This is a genomic window from Clostridium ihumii AP5, from assembly GCF_000612845.1.
GTDB lineage: Bacteria > Bacillota > Clostridia > Clostridiales > Clostridiaceae > Clostridium_J > Clostridium_J ihumii.
The window spans coordinates 1-26,473 of the sequence record NZ_CCAT010000052.1; the positions used below are offsets into that span (position 1 = coordinate 1).

A 26,473-nucleotide genomic window follows, 5' to 3' on the forward strand; every position below is an offset into this window, starting at 1 on the left:
TCAAGGAGGTATTTTAAAATGATAATTAATCACAATATGAACGCAATGAATGCTCATAGAAACATGGTAGGAAACACAACACAAGCTGGAAAATCAATGGAGAAACTTTCTTCAGGATTAAGAATAAACAGAGCTGGAGATGATGCAGCAGGTCTTTCAATATCAGAAAAAATGAGAGCACAGATAAGAGGATTAGATCAAGCATCAAGAAACTCACAAGATGGTATTTCTATGATTCAAACTGCAGAAGGAGCTCTTCAAGAAACACACTCAATTCTACAAAGAATGAGAGAATTAACAGTACAAGCATCTAATGATACAAACGTAACAAAGGATAGAGATGCAATAAAAGAAGAGTTAACAGCATTGACAGAAGAAATAGATAGAATAGCTAAAAATACTGAATTCAATACACAAACAATGTTTAGTGGTGCAACAACTGGAGTTAAATTCCAAGTTGGAGCTAATAATGGTCAGCAAATAGCATTAACATTCTGTGGAATGAAATCAGCAGATTTAGGTGTAGATAGTACAAATGTAGCAGCAAAAGTAGGTACAGCAGCAGATGCAACAGCAGCAATTTCAACAGTAAATGGTGCTATAGAGAAAGTATCAAAAGAAAGATCAAAACTAGGAGCAGTTCAAAATAGATTAGAACACACAATAAATAACTTAAATAATGCTTCAGAAAACTTAACAGCGGCAGAATCAAGAGTTAGAGATGTTGATATGGCTAAAGAAATGATGACATTCTCTAAAAACAACATACTTCAACAAGCTGCTCAAGCAATGCTTGCACAAGCTAACCAACAACCACAAGGTGTTTTACAACTATTAAGATAGTTTAGATTAAAAAATAAATTTTTATGAGGAGTTAAAGTATTATACTTTGGCTCCTTTTTTAAAACTGATAGTACACAAATCCTTAGAAGTAAATTAGAATAGATATTAGGAATTTGTGTAGTGGGAGTTTAAAGTGTGGAGGTAATATTATGTTATTAAGTATAGCAATGATTGTGAAAAATGAAGAGAAAAATTTAGATAGATGCTTGAAAGCTTTTGAAAAGTTGAATAATGAAATAGATTATGAAATAGTTATAATAGATACAGGAAGTACAGATAATACTTTAACTATAGCTAGAAAATATACAGATAAAATTTATGAAGAACAGTGGAATGATGATTTTTCAACAATGAGAAATATAAGCATAAAAAAATCAGAGGGACAGTGGGTATTAATATTAGATGCAGATGAGGTTTTAGAAAATCATAAAGAACTTATAGAATTTTTAAAATATAAGAGTGAAAAATATAACAGTTCTATAGTCAAATTTAAAAATTACACAGCAAATGGTACTTATGTTATAGGTGGATTAGTGAGGCTGTTTAGAAATAACAATCAGCTGGAGTATGTTGGCAGAGTACATGAGCAACCTATTTATGAAAAACCTACATATATGAGTAATATAACATTTGATCATTATGGATATTGTAGAAATGACTATGGATTGATGAAGTATAAGTATGAGAGAAATTTAAAGTTATTATTACAAGATTTAGAAGAGGGAAAGGAAAATGACATATACACATTATTTCAGTTAAGCCAAACATATTCTATGGCAAATAAGAAAGTGGAAGCGTTAAAGGCTATAGAAAAGGCATATGATATTATTAAAGATAAAAGGGAGTTAATGATAAGTGAGGAATACTTATATGTTCATAGACAGTTAGCTGTGCAGTTATTTACTATAGGAAATTATGAAAAGGTAATAGAAACATGTGAAAATGTTGTGAAATGGAACAAGAAATTTATAGATTTTTATTATTTACTTGCTATAAGTAATAAGAATTTGAAAAGAAATAGTGAAGCTGAAAAGCATTTCGAAGACTATTTTAGAGTGTTTGATGATAATAAAAAGGGAGACAATAACTATATTACACTAACAGATTTTTCTACGTCTAAATATGAAGAAATGAAAAGTGAAAGAATTATAAACTTATATGAAATAAAGAAATATAAAGAAATTATAAATTTATATGAGAATAATTCCTATAATAATAAATCAACATTAAATCAAATTATAATGTATTCATATATAAAAGAAAGTCAATATAAAAAACTTAAAACAATATATAAAGTAGATGAAATCGGTGATAAGGATATAGAGGATATAAAAACTGTTATAGATAGAATCATAGCTGAAAAGTCTAATATAGATTTATGTAATATAATTAAAAATTTGCAAGGGATAGATAAAAAATTAGATATATATATACAATTATTTTATGAAGAAAATAAAATAATTTCAGTAGAATATAATATTGATTATAATAAATTTTATTGTTGGAAGGCAGATATATTAAAATTTAAAATAAATAGGAACATTTACAACATAAATGAGTTAAAAAAACTTAATAAAATAGATTTACAAAGGTATTTAAATTATATGTTAGAGGATTACCAATTAGTAAATATACTTTATGAATATGATAATGAAAATTTCCTAAGTACAGATATGAAAGATCTAAACTTTTTTACTATATTAGAAAAACAATTAGTATTGTTAGATTGTATAGATGAAAAAAAATTAGAAAATTTAACTCATAGGATGTTTATTAACAATATAAATTTTATTAATAAAAAATATAATTGGAACTATATTGATGAAAAGGATGTTAAATTTATTTTAGATAAAGATGAAAGGTTTTGGTACAATATTAATTTAAATATAAAAAATAATTCAATGGATAAATTAAAATATATAAGAAAGTTAAAAGATATATTAGAAGATATGTCTGAATATAAAAAAGTTATAGCGTGTTTTAAAGATAATATGACAACAGATTCAATTTCAAAAGAAATGATTAGTGAAAAAGATAATATCCTAAACGAGGTTGAAAGTATGATATCAAATAGTATGTTATATGAAGCAGAAGAAATACTAAAAGAATTAGATGATGTATTTATATATGATGTAGGTATAAAAAACTTGTTAGGAGTAGTTGAGTTTTTAAAAGGAAATTCAGAAAATGCATTGGTAAATTTTTCATTAGTAAATTTAATAAATAATGATGATTTTGAGTCTATATATAATATAGCATGTGTTTTAGAACAAAAAGGAATTTATAGCAATGCTAAGCAGTATTATAATAAAGCATATGAGTTATGTAGAGATGAAAAGCTGAAAAGTGAAATCTTAGAGGGTTTAAATAAACTAAGTGATATGGAGTTAAAATTATGCTAAGTTTATGTATGATAGTTAAGGATGAAGAGATTTATATAGAAAAGTGTTTAAGAAGTGTTAATAAAATGGTAGATGAAATTATAATTGTGGATACTGGGTCTAAAGATAAAACTAAGGAGATAGCATTGAAATATACAGATAAAGTATATGACTTTAAGTGGTGCGATGACTTTGCAAGAGCCAGAAACTTCTCCTTATCTAAAAGTTTAAATGATTGGATTTTAGTATTAGATGCGGATGAATTTATATGTGATATAAATGTTGAAGAAATTGAAAATTTTTGTGTAAGTTTAAATAATAATAAGACTGGAAGAATCAAAATTCAAAGTACTTATGAAGATATATATGGAGTCAAAAAAAGCACTGAAAAAATAAGTAGAATTTTTAATAAAAATTATTTTAAATATGAAGGTATTATACATGAACAACTTGTACATAAAAATAAAGACAACTATAGTCATGAAGATGTACCTATTACAGTAGAACACCTAGGTTATACTAAAGATATTTTATATAATAAAAATAAAGTTGAAAGAAATATAAAACTTCTAAATAAAGCCATAAATTACACAAATGGAGATCCATACTTATATTATCAACTTGGTAAAAGTTACTTTATAGATAGAAATTATAATGAATCATATAAACATTTTGAAAAAGCGATACTATTACTTGATAAGTATGATTATGAATATGTTGAGGATTTAATAGAATCTTATGGATATTCGTTGTTAAATATGAATTTATTTGATAAAGCAAAAGAAATTATAAAATTTAAAGAACTATATAAGAATTCAGCTGATTTTACATTTCTTTTAGCGTTAATAGAAATGAACAATTGCAACTTTCAAGGGGCTGTGCAATACTTTTTAGAGTGTACAAAGTTTAAGATTAGCAAAATTGAAGGTGTAAACTCATTTTTAGCTTTATATAATATTGGAGTAATATTTGAATGCTTAGGTTTAAAAGATGAAGCAGTAAAGTATTATGCAATGTGTGGAGATTATATTCCAGCTAAAAAAAGAATTGAACAAATAATATAGAGATAACTAAAGGAGGAGAATTTTGAGATTAAATAAAAAAAATAAGGCTATACAATTAATGGAGACTGTGGAAGAAGGATTTGAATATATATTAAATAGTAATTTAGAGAGTTCTAAGTTTATGATAAATGAATGTTTAAATGGAATGGAAAGTATTCATAATTATCTAATACTAGAAAAAGTGGATTTAAAAATTATAGAAAATATATTAAATAAAAAGGAATCTCTATTAAACTTAATAGAAAATGATAAAAATATATATAGAGAAATACATGACATAAAAGTAGAAATAAGTGAATTTAAAAAATATATTAAAGATGAAGTAGAAACAGACATAGTAATAGCATTTATGCCATATAAGATATCAATGTGGGACTCACTAGAAAGTGTTTGGATGGCAGCTAAGGAAGATGAAAATTGTACATGCTATGTAGTGCCAATACCTTACTGTGAATTGAGTTCAGAAAGAAAAGTTGAAAGAGTATGTTATGAAGGTAATGAATTTCCAAAGGAAGTAGGAATTACTCATTATGACGATTTTGACTTAGAAAAAATTCAGCCAGATATTATATATATTCATAATCCATATGATGATTGTAATAAATTAACTATGATATACCCCAAATTTTTCTCAGAAAACTTAAGGAATTACACAAATATGTTAGTATATATACCATATTATATTGAAGGAAGTTATGGGGTAGATGAAATTATGCCACATATAACTACTAAAGGATGTATTAACTCAGATAGGATAATAGCTCAATCTAAAAATCAAAAAAAATTATTTGTAAGTTATGGATATAGTGAAGAAAAAGTCTTAAATCTTGGATCGCCAAAGTTTGATGCAACACTATTAAAAGGTAAAAAAGAAAGTAGAAAAATAGATGGTAAAAAAACTATTCTGTTAAGTACAGGGATAACTGATTTATTAGCTGATGAAAATTGGATTAATAATATAGAGTTTATAATAGACAGATTTATAATGTCAAAACAATGCAAATTAATATGGAGGAGACATCCGTTAACAGATATAACATTAGCAACAATGAGACCTAATGTAATTAATAACTTTATGAAACTTGAACAAAAGATACAAGATACTCAATTAATTAGCATAGATATAAATAAAGATGTATATGATTCAATTAGTTTATCAGATGCTCTAATTAGTGATTATAGTTCAATTATGTTTCAATACATGATAACTGGAAAACCAGTTCTATCAATAACAAGAAAAGAAGTACAAGAACAGGAGAGAATATATTGTGTTGATTATCTAGCTAACTATTTCATGAACGAGGGTATAAGTATAGATGATTTTATACATATAATATTAAATGAAGATGATTACAAAAAAGAGGAAAGAAATGTTAGATTTAAGAAAAGTATAACTAATTCAAATGGTAAATGTGGTGAAAAAATTCATAAGACTATAAAGAAACAAGTGTTAAATAATTTATAATATAATTTAAATTTATAAATCTTAAACAATGAGAATGCAATAAGATTAAAAATGTATAATATTAAATAATTTAAAGTTTATATAATTAATATAGTTTTAAAATTCTTTTTTTATAAAAAAAGAATATATTGCAAAATAGGTATAATGATTTAATTTTTTTTAATTCGAAAAGAGTACTAGTTAAAAAGAGATATTAATAATAAATAATATAGGAGAGTTCATAATGAGTACTGATAAATTAAATAAATATGAATATAATCATTTAAAAGTTTATGAAGAAAAAGTAAAAAGAAATATTCAAATATTAATGGAAGAAGGCATGCTAAATGATGCTAATCAGATGCTTAAAGAATATAGTGAAATTGTAAAAGATGACATTGAAATTTACTCCATAGAAGGAAATATAGAGATTTTAAATGGAAATTTGGAAAATGCTGAAAAGATTTTTAAATCTGGATTAGAAAAAGAGAAATGTAACTTTGATTTATCATATAACTTAGCATACTTATATGAGCTAAAAGAAAAATATATTTCAGCATATAGATATTATAGAAAAGCATTAAAATATGCAAGTGATACTAATATAGATTTAATTTCAATTAAGATAGATGAAATGCACAAATTGAATGATATAAGAGAATATAATAGTAGAAAAAAAGTTTTGATAATAGCTCACATATTTCCACCATTGGGTGGATCAGGAGTGCAAAGAACATTAAAGTTTGTAAAATATTTAAGATTATATGGTTGGGAGCCAATAATTGTTACTGTGGGAAATACAATAAATAATATTAAAGATAAAACTTTAATTTTAGAAATACCTAAAGATATAGAAATCATTAGAATTGATGAAAAGGAATTAATGGATATTAATGATATTAAAGAAGTATTAGAATTACAAAAAAATATTGTAAATGATGATAAAATTTTTCAAGAGTATCTAAGAAAAATTTCAAATTCAAAAAAAAATATAAATGAGGTTATATTTGCACCAGATTATTACATATTATGGGCAAATGAAGTAATTAAAAAAATAAATGATGAAATAGACATTTCTGAAATTAATAATATATATACCACATCGGGTCCATATTCAGATCATATAATTGGATATTATTTGAAGCAAAAACACAATAAAAAATGGGTATGCGATTTTAGAGATGAGTGGATTAATAATCCTATGGCCAATTATGATATAAATACTATAGAATTTAAAATAGAATGTGCTATGGAAAAAAGTATAATAAAATATGCAGATAAAATAATAACAACAACAGAGCTAGCAAGAGAAAATTTTATTAATAGTTATAACATAGATGAAAAAAAAATTACTATGATAACTAATGGATTTGATGAAGAAGATTTTGAAACTATAAATATACATGCTAATAATGAAAATGAAAAATTTACTATTATTCATAATGGAATGTTATATGGAAATAGAACTCCAATTTCATTCATTAATGCATTAAGAAATCTTATAGAAAGTAAAAAAATAGATAGAAATAAAATAATTAGTTATTTTACACTTACAGATAATGATGATAAGTATAGAGATTACGTAAAAAGTATAGGATTAAGTAATAATGTAAAATTTATTGGTCAGTTAAATCATATAGAAAGTTTAGATAAGGCTAGTTATGCAGATTTACTATTATTAATCATAGGTAAGGAACAAAAATGGAAATCAGTTTATTCAGGAAAGATATTTGAATATCTCAAATTCAATAAGCCTATATTAGCACTATCTCCTTCGAAAAGTATAGTAGAAAAAATGTTGGTCAGTACAAAAATGGGTGAAAATTTTGAATTCGAAGACGAAAAAGGTATAGAAAAATATATTTTGAAATTGTATAAGAGATGGCAAAATAAATGTAATGAACAAATTAAGATTGATAATCTTAGTAGTTTTGAAAGAAAAACACTAACAATGAATTTAAGCTATATTCTAAATCAATTAACAGTAAAGGAGAAATTTGAGAATAGGATAAAACAATTAATTAAGAATTCTAAAATAATTGAAGCTAAAAAAATATTTGAGGAATATATTGAAAAATTTGGAGAAAGTATAGAGTCGTATTCAATAAGAGGAATTTTACTAGTGGTAGATGAAAATTTGAATGAAGCAGAAATATGTTTTAAACAAGGAATAGATATATATGGTTCAAATTTTAATTTAAATTATAAATTAGCACATATATATATAATTAGAAGTAATATGTGTAAATTAATTGGAGCATATAAAGAGCCTTATAATATATTTACCAATGAAGAATTTGAGATTTACAAAAAGCATATAAAGATTCAAATAGGCAAATTGGTAGATAATGGTGAACTGAACAATGCTATCCAAATAATTGAACAATATGAAAAAATAGTACAAAAAGATATAGAAATTTATTCTATGAGGGCTAATATATTAATACGTCAAGGAGATTTAGAAAGTTCAAAAAAGATATTGAAAAAAGGTTTAAGTATAAAAAATGATGATTTTGATTTATTATATAAATTAGCATACATATATGATATAGATGGGAATAAGGAGGAAGCTAGAATTATATATGAATTATTAAGTATTTTACAGTATGATTCAAGGCTTTCTAAAATTATAAAATATAGAGATTTTAAAAAAAGCGATAAATATAAAGTTATTTTATATGGAAATGATGAGAAATGCAAACAAATTAGAAATATGATGAAAAATTGGAAAGTGATAAAAATATCAAATCAAACTAATTATATAGATATCTTTAAAGAATACGAATGTGACTTTATATTTGTTGTTGAAAGTGTAGATAAAAATAAATTATTAGATAAAAATATATATGCTAGAAAAATTTATTTCATAGATGATTTTAAAACTTCTATAATAGAAGGCTTAGATTATAAATTATTAAATTTATTCAATAAAAGTAAAATACAAGGAATTATAACAGGGCTTTCATATGCTGAAGTGGGAATTAAAGAAGAATTACTACCTTATAATTTTGTAAATTTAGCATTATCATCACAGGATATATACTATGATTTATTATTAATAAAAAATTTATATAAGTTTGATGAAGTAAAAAATAATTTAAAGTATGTAATAATAAATTTAGCTTATTATACATTTGATTATGATATGAGTATGTCAGTTGGAAAATATAGAATTCACAGATATTGTAAATATTTCAAATCATCTGTTCATCATAATAAAGATAAGATTGGGTTAGATATAACAAGGGATTTTTATGAAAATAGGATATCATTTAATCATTATATAAATCTTATTGAAGAAAGGGCTAATACAAAAATAAATATTTATGATGAAAATGCACAATATGAAGCTAATAGAAATTCAAGAATGGATTACTATGAAACAAGATGTGAAAATACAATTATATTAGAAGATTATTTATCTTTTTTAGAAAATAATAATATAAAACCTATAATTGTTATATGTCCAACAAGTAGTTATTATAAAAAATACTTTAATGATAATAAAAAGAAAAAAATTTTTTATGAGATAATGAATGAAATAAATTTAAAATATGATTTTGAAATAATAGATTTTTTTGATAATGAGTTATTTAGTGATGAAGATTTTTGGGACTATTCTCATTTAAATGGGAAAGGAGCTAGGAAGTTTACTAATATGATAAGGGAAAAAATAGAGTGGTAGGACATACTATATTAAACATAATGATTTTTTATTATTAATACAGTTAAACGATTTGAAATTTTAAAAGGAAGTCAATGAGAAGCATTGACTTCTTTTGGTTTATAAAGTAATAAAAGTTTTTTCATTTAATTTATATAATTGTATATTAACATTAGAGTTTTTTAAAAATTAAAATTACTTAAAAAAAATTATCTTAAATAAATTAAATACATAGTTAGAAAAATGAGAATTATATTTTGTAGATAGTCTAATGATTGTAATATATATGAAATCAAGAAGTATGTTAGTAAAACTAATTGGTTAATTAGTCTTATCAGTGTATACATTACTAATTCAACATGTATAATATATCCAATTATATTATTAAATATATTATTAAATAACACGATAAATAAGATGTTGATTTTAAAGATGTTAGTTGTATTAAGGGGAGGAAAGAGAAATGAATGCTATAATTTTAGCCGCAGGAAGAGGAACACGAATGGGGGATGTAACTGATACTGTTCCTAAACCATTGGTTAGGGTAAATGGAAAACCAATAATTGAAACACAAATTCAATGTTTACATGAAAAAGGAATTAAGAACATTATTGTCATTGTTGGTTATCTAAAAGAAAAATTTTATTATTTAAAGGAAAAGTATGAAGTTGAATTTGTTGAAAATGATAGATTTGGTGAGTTTAACAATATATATAGTATGTATTTAGCTAAGAATTACTTAGAAGATTCATATGTACTTGAGGGAGATGTATTTATAAATAATAATTTTATAGATGAAAACATAAGTGAATCTAAGTATTTCTCAGTTTGCAAGGAAAAATTTTTAAATGAATGGGTTATAATAACTGACAAGCAAGATAAGGTAGTAGATGTTGATATTAGAGATGGCAGCTGTGAACATATACTATCAGGTATTTGTCATTTATCTAAAAACGATGGATTGATTGTAGGAAAGTTAATAGAAGAAAAAATTAAAAGTGGAAAATTTGAAGGTTTATATTGGGATAATGTTGTAGTTGATAATTTAAAAAGTTTAAATTTAAAAATTCAAAGATTAAAATCAAATGATTGCTTTGAGATAGATACTTTCAATGAATTAAAAGAAGTTGAAGAATACTTAATTAATGGAGAAAAGACTAATGAATAATAGTGAAATAGAAAAATTATTAAAACAATTAATTCCTAATGTAAATTCAAATTATTATATAGAGTGTCAGGGTGGAGGGTTAACAAATAACAATTACAAAGTAAGTATCAACAATGATTGTTATGTATTGAGAATAATAAAGAAAAGCTCTGAGAAAATGATTAATAGATTAGATGAATGTAAGAACAATAAAATAGCTGAAAAACTAGGTATAGATAGAAGTTATTTTATTATTAGAGAAGATGGCACAAAGTTAAGTAAGTTTTTAGGTGATGGAACAACATTAAGAGATGTTGATTTCAAAGAAGAAAAAATTTTAATAAAATTATGTAAAGAGCTTAGAAAATTACATAATTCAGGTGAAAAATTTGAAAATAAATTTAGCCCTATAGAAATAATAATTAAATATGAAAATATTTTAAAAGCAAGTAATTGGGTGTTTTACAAAGATTACTTAGAAATAAGGAAAAAAATTATTAAGTTATTAAATTTGTTATCTAATATAGGGGTAAATGAAGTACCATGTCATAATGATTTAGTGCCAGAAAATTGTATTATACATGATGAAGAAATATCATTAATTGATTGGGAATACAGCGGGATGAATGATTTTATGTGGGATTTAGCATCATTTTCTATAGAATGTGAATTTAATGAAGAAGAGGACTTAAAGTTATTGAATACTTATTTTAATGGTGATATACCAAGTGAATATAAAATGAAATTAAATATTTATAAAGTATTACAAGATTTTATATGGAGTATATGGGGAAATGTAAAAGTTATTGAAGGGGAAGAATTTTCAGAATATGCATTTCGAAGATATGATAGATGTAAACATGGTATAAAAAATATGAAGATAAACTAAATAGGAGAATTAAAATGTTTGAGGTTGAGAAATTAGCAAAAAAAATGTAAAAAAAATATAGAATAAGGCAATATAGAGCAAGCAAGAATAGATTTAGGGGAATATGAAAAAATAAACCCCAAAGATATGGAAGTTCATTGCATGAAATCCATAATAGAATTTTTAAGTGGAAATTATAATAGAGCAGAAGAAATTTTAACAAATATATATAACAAGTATGAATTCAATTTTGATATAAATTATAATTTAGGTGTTATTAATGTATATCAAAATGATTATAAAGTTGCTATAAAATATTTAATTAAAGCACTTTTTATAGATTCTAGCAAAAGTGATATGGTGCAAGAAATGATTTACAACATACCTGAAGAATGTTTAAGTGAAGAAGACCTTGAAATTGAAAAAGAAAAAATGTTAGCAGATTTTTCAAATTACAAAAAAGTTTTTCCAAGAATAAATAAAACAGAGTCATACATAGGGAAAAAATAGAAGTAGATGAAAAATCATATTATTGTGGTATGTACAATTACTATTTTCCTGAAAGAGATGGAATATTATTTGAATATGAAAATAATGTCATGAAGTTACTTAAAACAGAAATACTTCAATGAAAAGAAGAAAGAAACTTAGAGTTTAAAGTAAAAAATAAAGATATATTACCTATAATGAAATAAAGTTTAGAAGATATAATATATAGAAAGAAGTCAAGGAAAACCCTTGACTTCTTTCTATATATTTCAAAATAAAATTGTTAAGTGGTTCTAATTTTTGTATGATTTTAGCATATAATCACAATTAAATATAAGATTAATTTGAACTGAAAAATATAAATAAAAGATTTAGAATATGAAAATTAAAGCATTTTTATTACAAAAATCAACAAATAATAGTATATATTTATTTGTAAACATAAAAATTTACGACGAATTTTAATATAAAAATAATTATAAAAAAATATTTAAATAAAGTATAAAGTTTTAAATTAAGGTACGATATTTATAATATAAATAAATTAAAAAAGTACATGGATGTACTTGATAAATCAGGGAGGAATATATTATGATAATTAATCACAATATGAATGCATTAAATGCACACAGAAACATGGGAGCTAACACAACTCAAGCAGGAAAATCTATGGAGAAACTTTCTTCAGGATTAAGAATTAACAGAGCTGGAGATGATGCAGCTGGTCTTGCAATCTCAGAAAAAATGAGAGGACAAATCAGAGGATTAGATCAAGCTTCAAGAAATGCACAAGATGGTATTTCTATGATTCAAACTGCAGAAGGTGCACTTCAAGAAACACATTCAATACTTCAAAGAATGAGAGAAATATCTGTTCAAGCAGCAAATGATACAAACACTGCAGACGATAGAACAAGAATAAAAGAAGAGATGGATGCATTATCTTCAGAAGTAGATAGAATATCTAAAGATACTGAATTCAATACTCAAAAATTATTAACAGGAACATTTACAGGAAAGAGTATTCAAGTTGGTGCTAATAAAGACCAAGCTATAAAATTCTCTGTAGGAAATATGAGCGCAGCGAGCTTAGGAGTTGCATCAGGAAGTTTAGTGGTATCATCAGCAAGTAGTGCAAACAAGGCTATTAGTAGTGTAAATAAAGCTATAAATACAGTTTCAGCACAAAGATCTAAACTTGGAGCACTTCAAAACAGATTAGAACATACTATAAATAACTTAAACACATCAAGTGAAAACTTAACAGCAGCAGAATCAAGAATAAGAGATGTTGATATGGCTAAAGAGATGATGAACTTCTCTAAAAACAACATACTTCAACAAGCTGCTCAATCAATGCTTGCACAAGCTAACCAACAACCACAAGGTGTTTTACAATTATTAAGATAGTATAAGATTAAATTTAAAAACTTTATATTGAATTTAGTTTAAATAATACAATCTAAGTATAAAAAGTCGAGAGTTTTCTCGACTTTTTCTAAATTATAATATGTGGATAAATTTACTTAAGCTTGAATATTTATAGATTAAAGTTTAAAAATAGATAATTTTTAGTGTTGAAAGGATGGATATTTAAATGAAATTAAGTATATGTATGATGATAAAAAATGAAGAAAAATATTTAGATGAATGTTTATGTAGTTTATCTCAATTAAATTGTAATTTAGATACAGAACTAATAGTAGTTGATACTGGTTCTACTGATAGCTCTGTTGAAATAGCAAAGAAATATACAAATAATGTGTATTTTCATAAATGGAATAATAATTTTTCAGAGATGAGAAATATAACTATAGATTATGCAACTGGTGATTGGATACTTATAATAGATGGTGATGAAGTTTTAAAAAGTGTAGATGAAATTATTAATTTTTTAACTTCAGAAAATGAAAAAATATATAATACAGCAACATTAATAGTAAAAAATCTTTCTAATGAAAATGATTTAGAAACATATCAAGAGGCTAACTCATGTAGATTATTTAGAAATACAGAAGAATTTAAATATTCAGGTGCAGTTCATAATATTCCAATACATTTAAATCCAATAATAAATTTACAAGATTCTATAATACATTACGGATATGTAAATAATAAAGAATTAATGGAAAGAAAATTTCAAAGAACTGCTACTTTATTAAAAGAAGAATTAAAAAAAGATCCCAAAAACATATATTATTGGTATCAATTATCTGTTTCATATACGATGTATGGAAAATATGATGAAGCCTTTAATTATATAGAAAAAGCATATAAATTAATAAAAAATGAAAAGATTAATATACAATTAGAAAATATGGCTGTATATGTTCAATATACATTTATAGCATTACAGATTAAGAAATACAGGGAATGTGAAAATGTAGCAAATGAAGGTATTAAGAAAAGTAAAAAGTATTTAGACTTATTTTTCAACTTAGCTACAGCACAAGCGCTTTTGGAAAAATACTCTTTAAGTATAAATAGCTATAAAATGTATTTTGAAGCAGTTAATAGATACAATAATAACGATAATATAGATAAATCTATTATTCATTATTCATTTAAGAGACAAGATGAAGCATATAGTAATGTAATTTTTATGTACACTAAGGCAAATCAATATAATGAAGGAATAGAATTGGCTTTAAATATAGATGATAATAAATTACTTAGAAAATGTTTAAAAAATACAATAAACATGATAATTATAAATAATGATTATGAATCATTAAAGAAATTAAAAGATAAATATGTAATTGATAAAAATACATATTTTGAATTTTGTAAAAGATTAGAGGAAGTTATAAGTGCTCATAAGGAAAAAGAAAAAGATATATTAGATATATTTAAAAGTGAAAACAATTCTTATGGAATACTTTGTAAAGCGAGACTAAAAATTTATGAAAATAATTTTGAAATAGAAGAAAATGAACTTGAAGAAATATGTAAAGTGAATTTCAAAGAATTACCGAATTACTTTGGTGATATAATGTATTTTTTAATAAAATGTAAAATTGACTTAAGTGAAGTGATTTTTGTACGTGAAAGTGTATTATTGTCCTTTATAGATTATATAAGTTCTAGATATTATAATCTGCAAAAAGATATATATGAATATTTAACTTGTGTAAATACAGAAACATTGCAATCTTATAAAATTAATAGGAACTTAGCAAGATTCATAATTACTCAAGAAAAAATAAATGATGAATATAAAGAAGATATAATATATAAATATTTAGATGAATCATGGGAGTACCTAAATTATATATATAATCCTGAGATTATTGAACTTGGTTTAGTTGATGAATTAAAAACTGATGAAGATGAAGGTATATTTTATATATACAAAGCAATAAAGAATAAAGAAAATGAAATTGAATATTTGGAAAATTTAAGAAAATCATTACAAATATGTAATTATTTAAAAAATGTAGTTGACTTTCTTAAGTGTCAGAGTAAAAGCAATTTATTAAATGAAGAAATGAATAAATATAAAGTCCAAGTAAAAAATACAATAGAAAATTTAATTTGTGACAAAAAATATAATGAAGCAAAAGAAATTATTGAACAATATGAACAGATTGTTCAAGATGATATAGAAATACTAAAGTTAAAATCCAATATAATGATTTTAGAACTTCAATAATTTGAAGAGAATATGATGAATTAAAAATAATAGATAAGCAGGTGAATATTAATGATAAAAGATAAAAGAATTTTATTAACAGGTGGAGCAGGATTTATAGGAACAAGATTATGTGATATTTTATGTAAGGATAACAATGTAGTGTTATTCGACAACTTAGATAGAAATTCAATTAAGAATACGAACTTATTGGAAAATGATAATGTAACTTTAATAAAAGGAGATATATTAAATAGTGAAGATTTAAAAAAATGTGTTAATGAATTTAAACCTAACATTGTAATTCATTTAGCGGCAGTTGCAGGAATAGATACAGTAATAAAAAATCCAGTTAAAACTATGAAAGTTAATATGGTGGGTACATATAATTTATTAGAAGCATTAACTTCAAATTTAGATAACTTAGAAAAAGTAATAGATTTTTCTACATCAGAAGTATTTGGGACTTATGCATATAAAGTCAATGAATCATCTTCAACTAATTTAGCACCAGTAGGAGAAGCAAGATGGACATATTCTGTTTCTAAGTTAGCAGCAGAACATTTGTCACATGCATATTATAAGGAATATAATATGCCAATTGTTACTGTAAGACCATTTAATGTTTATGGGCCAGGACAAGTTGGAGAAGGGGCTATACATCAATTTGTAAAAAGAGCTATAAATAATGAAGAAATTCAAATTCATGGAGATGGAGACCAAATAAGATCATGGTGTTATATAGATGATTTTGTTCAAGGAATAATGTTATGTCTAGAAAAGAGTGAATCAATAGGAAATGCATTCAATATAGGCAATCCTAAAGGAACAATAACTATAGGAATGTTAGCTCAGCTTGTAAAAAGTATTTCAAATTCAAATTCAAATATAAAATATGTAGATAAAAATTATGTAGATGTAGAATTAAGAATACCAAGCATAGATAAAGCAAAAGAAATATTAGGATTTAACCCAGAGTATGATTTAAATGCTGGATTAATGAAGACAATTGAATGGTATAGAGAGAAAAATAATGATTAAACTTTGTATTCCTGAAATTGGCTTAGATGAAATAAATGCAATTAAAGAAGTGCTTGAATCTGGTATGCTTGTTCAAGGTGAAAAAGTATTTGAATTTGAAAAAAAAATAGAAAAATATTTAAATGTAAAAAATGCAATAGCTGTTTCAAGTGGTACAGCAGCATTACATTTAAGCTTAATGGCTTTAGGGGTAAAATCTGAAGATGAGGTTATTGTGCCAGATTTCACATTTCCAGCAACAGCTAACGTTGTGGAAAGTGTAGGGGCAAATTGTAAATTTGTAGATATAAACCTAGAATCATTTTGTATAGATGTGGATAAAATAGAAGAAAAAATAACGAATAAAACTAAAGTTATAATGCCAGTCCAAGAATTTGGACAATCATCAGATATGGATAAAATAGTTGAATTAGCTAAGAAATATAATTTAAAAATAATTGAAGATGCAGCATGTGCTTTAGGTACAGAATATAAAGGGAAAAAGGTTGGAACAATTGGTGATTTAGGATGTTTTAGTCTACATCCAAGAAAAGCTATAACAACTGGAGAGGGTGGCATAATTGTAACTAATGATGATAAGTTAGCAGAAAAAGTTAGAATACTAAGAAATCATGGAATTAGTTATGAAAATGGGAAGGCGGAATTTGTTTCTGCTGGATTGAATTATAGGATGACAGATATTCAAGGGGCTATGGCTTTAATTCAAATAGGAAAGCTAGAAAAAATAAATGAAAAAAGAAAAGAATTGGCAGAATATTACAATGAAGTTTTGAAGAAGATAAAATCAATTAAGATACCTAAAGAAGAGTGTTATGGTAAGCATGTGTGGCAAACATACCACATATTAGTGCAAAGTGATATTGATAGAAACAAACTTATAAATGATTTGAGAGAAAATGGAATAGAAGCTAATTTTGGTGCATATGCAGTTCATAATCAACATTATTATAAAAATAAGTATCAAATAGATGGTTTGGAGAATTCAGTTTATGCATATGAAAAAGGTATAGCATTGCCACTTTATGCAAAGTTGGATAAGAGTGAAATAAAATATATAGGAGATACCTTAGAAAAACTGTTATAAAAATAATTAATTATAAGAGGTATGTATATGAATTCAAGAGAAATAGAATTAGAGATAGAAAAAAATATTAAAAAATTAATTGAATTAGGTGAATTTGAAAAGGCAAATAATATATTTGAGAATTATGAAAAAATAGCACAAAAGACAGAAAAAACATACAGCATTAAAAGCGTATTAAATATAATAAATGGTAACTTGATTTCAGCAAAGAATATTTTGAGTGAAGCACTTGAATTATATCCATATAGTGAAGAACTACTATTAAATAATGCATATGTAAATGACTTGCTTGATAATAAGAAAGATGCTATGGAGAATTATTGCAAAGCAAAATTATTTAATAGTGAAAGTAATGCTAAAATAACTGATTTTATTTTAGAATATAATAAGCAAAATAATGAAAGACTAAAAGTATTTCAAGGAACTATAGAAATTGCCAATCAAGTAAATACTAATACAAAAGCACTTAAAAGCTTAGGTATTGAAGCTAGTAATTTAAATTATTATCCAAGTTATTTAAGTTATAATTATGATGAATGTTTAGATATATCAAGTTTTGACAGTATAGACAAAGCTAATGTAGCTACAAAAAATAAAGCTGCAGATATCATTTCAAAAAATATTGATGTATTTCATTTTCATTTTGGTTCTACTTTAACTTTAGATAAATCAGATTTAAAGTTGTTAAAAGAACTCAATAAAAAAATGATTATGCAATATTGGGGTTCAGAAGTTAGGATGTATTCAAAAGCCATTAAGTTAAATCCTTATGTTAAAGTGAAAAATACTAATGAGGATTATATGGTAAAAGATATAATAAAAACATCAAAGTATATTAATAGTTGTATAGTAGATTATGAATTGGCAGAATATGTTAAAGATTATTATGAAAATGTTTATTATAATAGGGTAGCTATAGATTTAGAAAAGTATTCAGTAAGTAATATGAATACAAATAATAAAAAACCATTAATAGTTCATGCACCTACATCTATTGAAATTAAAGGTAGTAATTATATTATTAAAGCTCTTGAAAATTTAAAGTTAAAATATGATTTTGATTTTCAATTAATTAATGGTATGCCTCACGAAGAAGCAAAAAAGATTTATGAAAAAGCAGATTTAATAATAGATCAAATTTTAATAGGTTCTTATGGTGTTTTTGCAGTAGAAAGCATGGCAATGGGAAAACCGGTAGTGTGTTATATAAGTGATTTTATGAAGGAAAAGTATCCAAAAGATTTACCAATAATATCAGCAAATCCAGATAATATAGAAAATAAAATAGAATATTGTTTGAGGAATATTGATTTATTAAATGAAATTGGATGTGCAGGAAGAAAATATGTAGAAAAATATCATTCTATGGATATTGTAGCTAAAAACAATTTATCAATATATAATAAAATTTAGAGGTATTTTTATGAATATACATTTAAGAAAAATGAATCATAATGATTTAGAAAAAGTTATGAATTGGAGAATGAAACCTGAAGTTACCCAATTTATGTATACAGACCCAGTATTAAATATGGAAATTCAAGAAAAGTGGTATGAACAAATAAAGAAAAAAGGGGATAAATATTGGATATTAGTTTGTGATAATGTAGATATTGGTGTAATTATTTTATTAAATATAGATACAGAGAAAAAAATATGTGGATGGGCGCATTATATAGGTGAATTACAATATAGAGGAAAAAAAATAATGCCACTAATTGAGTATAATATCTATGATTATGTTTTTGATATATTAAACCTAGAAAAATTAACTTGTGAGTTTGTAGAGGAAAATCAAAGAGCATTTGATATACATCTAAAGTGTGGCTCAAAAGTAGAAGAAAAACTGTATGACAATGTATTGAAGAACGGAATTAAATATGATGTGGTTAGAGTAGCAATTACCAAAAATGATTGGAAAGAAATAAAAGAAAATCATCAATATGAAAAAATTACAATAGAATAAATCTAAGTATTATATAAAGTAGTAGAGTATTAATAGTATTCTACTATTTTGCATTTAGTTAATAAGTTTAAGTTTGTTAATTTATATAAAACCATAATAAATTAGTGTTATAATCATATATGAATAGTTTACATAAGTTAAAATACACTAGGGGAGATCAAGATGAAGTATGTACTTTTAATAATAGATGGAGTAAGTGATGAAGCAATAGAAGCGTTAGGTTATTGTACACCACTAGAAAAAGCAGTTATGCCTAATATTGATTATGTAGCACATAATGGGCATGTAGGAAGAATTGATACTGCATTTAAGGGGTATCCTGTTGAAAGTATGGTTTGTATAATGGGACTTTTGGGATATGATGCGAGAAAGTATTATCCTTGTGGTAGGGCATCAGTTGAAGCAATAGCTCAGGGGATAGATATAGGAAAAGATGATTTAGCTTTTAGATGTAATATAATAACTACAGATAAAGAAAAGAAATATATAAATGATTTTACTGCAAATCTTATTAGTGATAGTGAGGCTAAGAAGTTTATATCAGACATTAAATTGCCAAGAAAAGATATAGAAATATATCATGGGCAAAGTTATAGAAATATATTAGTTGTTAGAAATTCGGAAGTTAAAGCGGATGACATAAAGTGTTATGCACCACATATGCATATTGGGGAAGATATAAATAAATTAAGTATATCTTCTAATAATAACCCAGAAATGGCTAAGATGTTAAATGATTTTATAACGAGTACATATAATTTAAAAAACAATGAAATGTTGTGGCTTTGGAGTCCATCAAGAAAGATAGCGATACCTAAGTTTAAAGATATGACAGGGCTTAGTGGAGCAGTAGTTTGTGGAATGGATTTTTTAAGAGGAATAGCAATAGCAGCAGATATGGATTATGAAGTTATAGATGGTACAAATGGATATATAGATACAGATTATTCAGCAAAGGCCAATTGTGCCATAAAATATATAGAAAATCATGATTTTATATTAGTGCATGTAAATGCAACTGATGAAGAAGCACATCAACACAATTATAATGGTAAGATTAAAGCAATAGAAAATGTAGATAAATTAGTTCTAGGTCCAATACTTAAGGAATTAAAAAATAAATACAAAGATGAATATAGAATTGCAATTTGCGGGGATCATATGACAAGATGTAGAGATGGAAAGCATGTAGGAGAACCAGTGCCATTTGCAATTCATGGAAGTAAAATACATATAAAATCCAATGAAGGATTTAATGAAAAAAGTGTAGAGAAATATACCCCAATAAAATCTACAGATTTTATATCAACATTTTTCAATAAAAATAAATAAGAAATATATTGAAGATGCTAGAAAAGCATCTTCTTTTTTGTATTTAAAGTTATGAATCCAAATCCAAGACCGCCAAGATTGAAATCTCAGCTACGAAGGAAAAGAAAAAATTTGTCCCAATCTTTGTAGGTTAGGTTTTAACCTTGCTATTACACGATGTTATTTTGAATATTGAAGCCATATTAAAGACCGCCAAGACTAAAGTCTCAGCTACGAAGGGGAAAAAGGTAATGTGCCATATATTTATTAAAATTTTTTATGTAGGGTGGAATTCATTCCAGCCATTAGATGTACCAATAAAAATATTATGAATGAAATGAATAATAGCATCAATAACTGTCAAATGTCCATTGTCAACTGTCAATTGGTAAAGTAGGCGAGGGTTGAAATCTTAGATATGTGTGGAAAAGAATAAAAATTTATTTTCATAAGTAACAAAGTTGGGATTTTAACAATATATTAAATAGAGTGGGGATATAGGAGTACAAGTGGAAAAATAAAGTTATTCTTGTTTAAGTTAAGAAGGTGCAACTCAAAGTAGAGTGCAAAAATTAACAATTAACAATGAAGGATAAAACTGAAGTATCAGTTTTTTTAATTCATTTTTATAATGCTTTGTAAAGTAAATTAGTTGAAAACAATATAAAAACGTAGTTTTTAGGTATTTCTATTTTTAGATATTAGAAACGAAGTGAGTAATATTAACCATAATTGTCAATTGATAAATTAGGCAAGATTTTAACCTTCCTGTTACACGATATTATTTTTAATCTTGTAGCCGTATCAAAGCCGCCAAGACTGAAGTCTCAGCTACAAATGGAGAAAGAGGTTTTAATAAAAAATCCATTAAAGATATTGTGAATGAAATGAACAATATCATCAATCACTGTTAATTGGTTCCAAACATGATAATAGAATAAACTGTAGGCTTAATAATATCATTTGAGAAGGCTATTATTTAAAATTTTAGCTTGGAACCTTATAAACATAAGATTAAATAAAAGTATGAAAGTATACATATACAATATAAGTATATAAGAAAATATTTCAGAATTTTATTATGAAACTCTATAGATATGGAGGAGAAAAAGATGAAGGTTGGAGTAATTGGAGTAGGTAAAATGGGGGCAAATCATATTAAGAGTTTTTGCAATATAAAAAATGCAACATTAGTAGGATGCTGTGATGTTGATAAAGATAGAGTAAATGAAATTTCAACATTATATAATATTAAAGGTTATTATAATTATAGAGATATGATTAATGACATAGATGCTGTTATAATTGCTACACAAACTATTTATCATTATGAGATAGCAAAATTTTTTATGGAAAATGGAAAACATGTTTTGGTGGAAAAGCCTATTACATTTAAATATGATGAAGCAGAAAAACTTATAGAGATAGCTAAAGAAAATAATGTAAAATTTACAGTTGGACATGTTGAAAGATTTAATCCTGTTATAGATGTTTTAAAGAATATATTTAATAGTAATGAAACAATTGCTATGAGTGTTAAAAGAATGAGTCCTGTAGATAATAGGGTACAAGATATAGATGTAGTTTTAGATTTAATGATTCATGATATAGATGCTATTTTATACATCATGGATGGTAAAAAAATTAATAACATTGAAGCTATAGGAAGAAGTGTAAAAAAAGAATCAATTGAACAAAAAAACTGTGATTATGCAGTGGCATATATTTATTTCAATAATGGAGTTATAGTAGATTTAACAGCTAGTAGAGTTACTGAAAAGAAAATTAGAAATTTATATATTAATAGTGTAGATAAGTTTATTGAAGTTAATTATATGGATAAGAGTATAACTATTTTTAGTCAATTAGAAAGAAATCTAGAGGATAAAATAGGATATAAAAATGAGTTTATAACTAAAGAGGCATTTATAATTAATAAAGATGCATTAATTGAACAAAATCAAAATTTTGTGGATTCAATAGTTAGAAATGTACCATTAAAAGTTAAGGCTGAAGAAGCATTGATTGATTTAAAAGTTGTTAATATTATACGTGAAAAAATATATAATAAAAAATTTATATAAATTGGGATGTGATATATTATGAATTACTTTAAACATCCAAGTGCAGAAGTAAATGAAAAAGCAATTATAAAAAATAATACAAAGATTTGGAACAATTCTCAAGTTAGAGAGAATGTATTAATAGGAGAAAATTGTATAATAGGTACAAATGTATATATAGATTTTGATGTAGTTATAGGAAACAATGTTAAGGTTCAAAATGGAGTTAATGTATACCATGGTGTAGAGATTGAAGATGATGTATTTGTTGGGCCAAGTGTTACATTTACAAATGATATGTATCCAAGGGCTTTTAATAATGACTGGGAAGTTTTTAAAACATTAGTTAAAAGAGGGGCATCAATAGGTGCAAATTCAACAGTGGTTTGTGGAATTATTATAGGAGAATTTGCAATGATAGGGGCAGGGAGTGTGGTGACTGAAAATGTAAATCCATATGAATTAGTTGTTGGAAATCCTGCTGAAAGAATTGGTTATGTATGTAAATGTGGTAACAAATTAAATAAAAATTTAGAATGTGAAGTTTGTAATAGAAAATATGAAATTTCTAAAGAAGAAAAGGTCATAGAAGTTAATAAATAAATATCATAAGAATTTTAAAATAAGAAACTATAGTTCATTATTTTAAAATTATCTCGATAATGTAGTATAGAAGTAAAATTCTAAATTAAATGAAAGCGAGGAATTTTTATGGATATAGGAGCATTATCTATGGGAATGAGCAATGCATCATTATCAAGTGCAGTTAGTTTAGCAGTTACAAAACTTCAGATGAATTCAAATGATCAAATAGCTGCTGGATTAACAGAAATGATGGGAGAAATGGCAGTTGATCCGAACGTAGGTTCAAAGCTTGATGTTCAAGCATAAAGAATTACAAAATTTATAGATATAAAAGAGTTAGCTTAATTAAGTTAATTCTTTTTTTATTTTATAGGGAAACAAGTTGAAAAATACAATTATGGTTATTTGATATTTGAATAATTTCATTTTACAACTTATATTCATATAATATTTAGATATTTATTTACAAGAAAGAAAAATGTAGAATATTGTTGTAAAAGAATTTTTTTACATTAAAATCAACCGTTCTATTGATAAAGTATGAAATATGAAGTAAAATATTAACGAAAAATTAACTCGGAATGAAAAAAGTGTAAAATAATGAGTTTTAATTCATATAAAATTAATTAAATTCAACTATATAAAGAAAGTAAATATGTCTATTTATGGTTGAGTTGAAAATTTAGCAGTAACTTATAAACAAATGAAAATTAATTTAAAGGAGAATAGAATGAAAGATAAAAAAAGGAACGGTAAGTTTAAAAGTGTAAAGACAAATATGACTATAGAGTCTGTTGGAGCAGTTATTATAATTTTACTTTCTGTAATTATTTCAGTAAATATTGTAGCTGTAAATATTATAACTAATATGACAAAACAAAACATGAAAACTATGACATCACAAGCATCACAAATTATTGGTAAAGGAAATCAAATAAACACCCAGTTAGTAAAAATATTAAGTAGTGGAAATGAAATAAAAAATAAAGAAATTGATAATACAAAAAAGTTATCGATACTTGAAGAATTTAAAAAGAACAATGATATATTATATGTTTCAATAACAGATAAAGATGGAAATGTATATATAAATGATAAGATAGACTTTGGTAATGTAAGTAATGAAGAATTCTTCAAAGAATGCATTAAAGGAAATAGTTATACTGAAACTAAAAGATATAGCAAAGAATTAGGAAAACATGTGTTGACATACAATGAGCCGATAAGGAATGGAAATGAAATTATAGGAATATTAACTGTAGCTAGAGATGCAAAAAAATTATCAGAAGAAATTAGCAACATAAATTTAGGAAAAAATGGCGGAGTTTATGTTATAGATAAAAATGGAAATACTATTTTAAGTAATGTATTTGAAGATATAGAGAATGAAGAGAATATAATTGAATTAGCGAAAGAAGAAAGTGCAGTAGTGCCTGTAGCAGATATGCATAGAAATGGAATAGCAGGAGAAAGCGGTGTAGGGGAATATAGTGCAAATAAAAGTACTAAGTTTTTAGCATATACACCTATAGCAGGAACAGATGGATGGGTTACATGTATTTGGCTTAAAAAATATGAAGTTCTAAGTGCTTTAACTGAGCTTCAAAAAGTATTTATAGTAATAACTTTAATAGCTATTATGATTTCTATTTGTACAAGTCTTAGAATGGGAAGAAGGTTTGGAAAATACTTAGATAAAATAAAAGGTGCTATTGAAACTATGGAAAGTGGAGACTTTACCATGACTTTAGATGAAAAGGATATAAAACTTCAAAATGAAGTAGGAGATATATATAGGTCAATAAGAAATAGCAAAGATTCTATAAGTGAAATAATAAGAGCTGTAAGAGATAATTCAGAAACTATAAATGAGCAATCAGAAATATTAAAGGTAACATCGGTTGAGATGTTAGAAGGATCACAAAATATTGCAACAGCAATAGGTGAAGCTGCCAAGGGAAATGATGAACAAAGTGAAGAGATGACTAATATAAATATAACAAATAAAATGTTCGATGAAAAAATAACCTATATGTCTGAATATGTTTCAGAGTTAAGCAATACAGCTGAAGAAGTCGGTAGTGAAGTAGAAAAAAGTAACAAGGACATGGAAAAATTAATTACTTCAGTGAATGAATTTAGTGAAACATTTAGTGAATTTGTAGAAGTTATTACAAGTGTAGATAAGAAAATTAATTCTGTTAATGATATAACAACAGTAATAAATAGTATAGCTGAACAAACAAATCTACTTGCATTAAATGCAGCAATAGAAGCAGCAAGAGCTGGAGATGCAGGAAAGGGATTTTCAGTAGTTGCAGATGAAATAAGAAAGCTTGCTGAACAAAGTAAGGAATCTGCTATAGAAATAACAAAAGTCATAGAAGATGTATTATGTGAAAGTAGCAACATGTACAATAGCACAAAAAATATGAGTGACGAAATGAAATGTCAAAAAGATAATATTGAAAAAACAATTAAATCATTTAAAAATATGGAAGATTTTATACAAGATATTATACCTAAAATGGGAATAATGAGTGAGAATTCTAATGAAATAAAGACAGAAAGTCAATCAATAGCTAATAAGTTAGAAAATTGTACAGCTATATCAGAGGAAATGTCAGCAACAACAGAAGAGATATTAGCTTCAACAGAAGAATTAAATTCATCAAATGAAGAAGTTGCAAATACTGCAATAAAATTATTAGATTTAACTAAAGAATTAAAAGAAAAAGTTGAGATATTTAAAATTTAATTAATAAATATATGAAGGTATAGTATGTAAGTGCTATACCTTTTAATTTTTAGAGGACCAATTCATTGATAAAGTAAAAAATTTATTTTAAAAAATATAAATGAAAATTAATTTAAAAAAGGTCATAAATACAT

At 24.9% G+C, this 26,473-nt stretch carries 19 protein-coding genes; all 19 read left to right on the top strand.

The genetic code is table 11. From position 1 onward, the window contains the following. The first annotated feature begins 18 nt into the window (after positions 1 to 18). The 19 genes from BN346_RS10540 (at position 19) to BN346_RS10635 (ending at position 26,339) form a co-directional block, all read left to right on the top strand. Positions 19 to 843, top strand: coding sequence for a flagellin N-terminal helical domain-containing protein (locus BN346_RS10540; protein ID WP_040328483.1), 825 nt, complete (start codon positions 19 to 21; stop codon positions 841 to 843). A gap of 149 nt (positions 844 to 992) precedes the next feature. After that, a complete protein-coding gene (locus tag BN346_RS10545; protein WP_040328484.1) occupies positions 993 to 3,245 on the top strand; it encodes a glycosyltransferase family 2 protein in 2,253 nt (750 codons plus the stop codon). Beyond that, the gene (locus BN346_RS10550) at positions 3,239 to 4,288 is read left to right on the top strand and encodes a tetratricopeptide repeat-containing glycosyltransferase family 2 protein (RefSeq protein WP_040328485.1); all 1,050 of its coding nucleotides are present in this window, start codon (positions 3,239 to 3,241) and stop codon (positions 4,286 to 4,288) included. Before BN346_RS10545 ends, BN346_RS10550 begins: the two co-directional genes overlap by 7 nt. A gap of 22 nt (positions 4,289 to 4,310) precedes the next feature. Further along, entirely contained in the window at positions 4,311 to 5,753 is a 1,443-nt protein-coding gene (locus tag BN346_RS10555) for a CDP-glycerol glycerophosphotransferase family protein (protein ID WP_040328487.1), read from the top strand. A gap of 223 nt (positions 5,754 to 5,976) precedes the next feature. Continuing rightward, complete coding sequence (locus BN346_RS20560; RefSeq protein ID WP_051540287.1) at positions 5,977 to 9,417, top strand: hypothetical protein; 3,441 nt, start codon at positions 5,977 to 5,979, stop codon at positions 9,415 to 9,417. A gap of 442 nt (positions 9,418 to 9,859) precedes the next feature. After that, positions 9,860 to 10,564 carry a CTP--phosphocholine cytidylyltransferase gene (locus BN346_RS10570; RefSeq protein ID WP_040328488.1) on the top strand — a complete coding sequence of 235 codons (705 nt, stop codon included), beginning with the start codon at positions 9,860 to 9,862 and terminating at the stop codon, positions 10,562 to 10,564. Next, entirely contained in the window at positions 10,557 to 11,432 is an 876-nt protein-coding gene (locus BN346_RS10575; protein ID WP_051540290.1) for a choline kinase family protein, read from the top strand. Before BN346_RS10570 ends, BN346_RS10575 begins: the two co-directional genes overlap by 8 nt. 141 nt (positions 11,433 to 11,573) lie before the next feature. Continuing rightward, positions 11,574 to 11,921 (top strand): tetratricopeptide repeat protein, encoded by a 348-nt coding sequence (locus BN346_RS10580; RefSeq protein WP_040328490.1) that lies wholly within the window; start codon positions 11,574 to 11,576, stop codon positions 11,919 to 11,921. A 570-nt stretch (positions 11,922 to 12,491) separates the two neighbouring features. Beyond that, positions 12,492 to 13,310 carry a flagellin Hag gene (gene hag, locus BN346_RS10585; RefSeq protein ID WP_040328491.1) on the top strand — a complete coding sequence of 273 codons (819 nt, stop codon included), beginning with the start codon at positions 12,492 to 12,494 and terminating at the stop codon, positions 13,308 to 13,310. Positions 13,311 to 13,497: 187 nt separating this feature from the next. Beyond that, positions 13,498 to 15,552, top strand: coding sequence for a glycosyltransferase family 2 protein (locus BN346_RS10590; protein WP_040328493.1), 2,055 nt, complete (start codon positions 13,498 to 13,500; stop codon positions 15,550 to 15,552). 51 nt (positions 15,553 to 15,603) lie between these two features. Then, positions 15,604 to 16,572 carry an NAD-dependent epimerase/dehydratase family protein gene (locus BN346_RS10595; protein ID WP_040328495.1) on the top strand — a complete coding sequence of 323 codons (969 nt, stop codon included), beginning with the start codon at positions 15,604 to 15,606 and terminating at the stop codon, positions 16,570 to 16,572. Beyond that, positions 16,565 to 17,656, top strand: coding sequence for a DegT/DnrJ/EryC1/StrS family aminotransferase (locus tag BN346_RS10600; RefSeq protein ID WP_040328496.1), 1,092 nt, complete (start codon positions 16,565 to 16,567; stop codon positions 17,654 to 17,656). Before BN346_RS10595 ends, BN346_RS10600 begins: the two co-directional genes overlap by 8 nt. A gap of 27 nt (positions 17,657 to 17,683) precedes the next feature. Continuing rightward, positions 17,684 to 19,069, top strand: coding sequence for a glycosyltransferase (locus BN346_RS10605; protein WP_242838424.1), 1,386 nt, complete (start codon positions 17,684 to 17,686; stop codon positions 19,067 to 19,069). A gap of 10 nt (positions 19,070 to 19,079) precedes the next feature. Then, positions 19,080 to 19,622, top strand: a complete 543-nt coding sequence (gene pseH / locus BN346_RS10610) for a UDP-4-amino-4,6-dideoxy-N-acetyl-beta-L-altrosamine N-acetyltransferase (protein ID WP_040328498.1) — start codon at positions 19,080 to 19,082, stop codon at positions 19,620 to 19,622. 162 nt (positions 19,623 to 19,784) lie between these two features. Beyond that, on the top strand, positions 19,785 to 20,954 hold the full coding sequence (apgM, locus tag BN346_RS10615) for a 2,3-bisphosphoglycerate-independent phosphoglycerate mutase (RefSeq protein ID WP_040328500.1): 1,170 nt from the start codon (positions 19,785 to 19,787) through the stop codon (positions 20,952 to 20,954). Positions 20,955 to 22,045: 1,091 nt separating this feature from the next. Further along, the gene (locus tag BN346_RS10620) at positions 22,046 to 23,017 is read left to right on the top strand and encodes a Gfo/Idh/MocA family protein (protein WP_040328502.1); all 972 of its coding nucleotides are present in this window, start codon (positions 22,046 to 22,048) and stop codon (positions 23,015 to 23,017) included. A gap of 18 nt (positions 23,018 to 23,035) precedes the next feature. Beyond that, a complete protein-coding gene (locus tag BN346_RS10625) occupies positions 23,036 to 23,599 on the top strand; it encodes an acyltransferase (protein ID WP_040328504.1) in 564 nt (187 codons plus the stop codon). Between the two features lie 108 nt (positions 23,600 to 23,707). Then, a complete protein-coding gene (locus BN346_RS10630; RefSeq protein WP_040328506.1) occupies positions 23,708 to 23,887 on the top strand; it encodes a YjfB family protein in 180 nt (59 codons plus the stop codon). Positions 23,888 to 24,311: 424 nt separating this feature from the next. Beyond that, positions 24,312 to 26,339, top strand: coding sequence for a methyl-accepting chemotaxis protein (locus BN346_RS10635; RefSeq protein ID WP_040328507.1), 2,028 nt, complete (start codon positions 24,312 to 24,314; stop codon positions 26,337 to 26,339). The last annotated feature ends 134 nt before the right edge of the window (positions 26,340 to 26,473 follow it).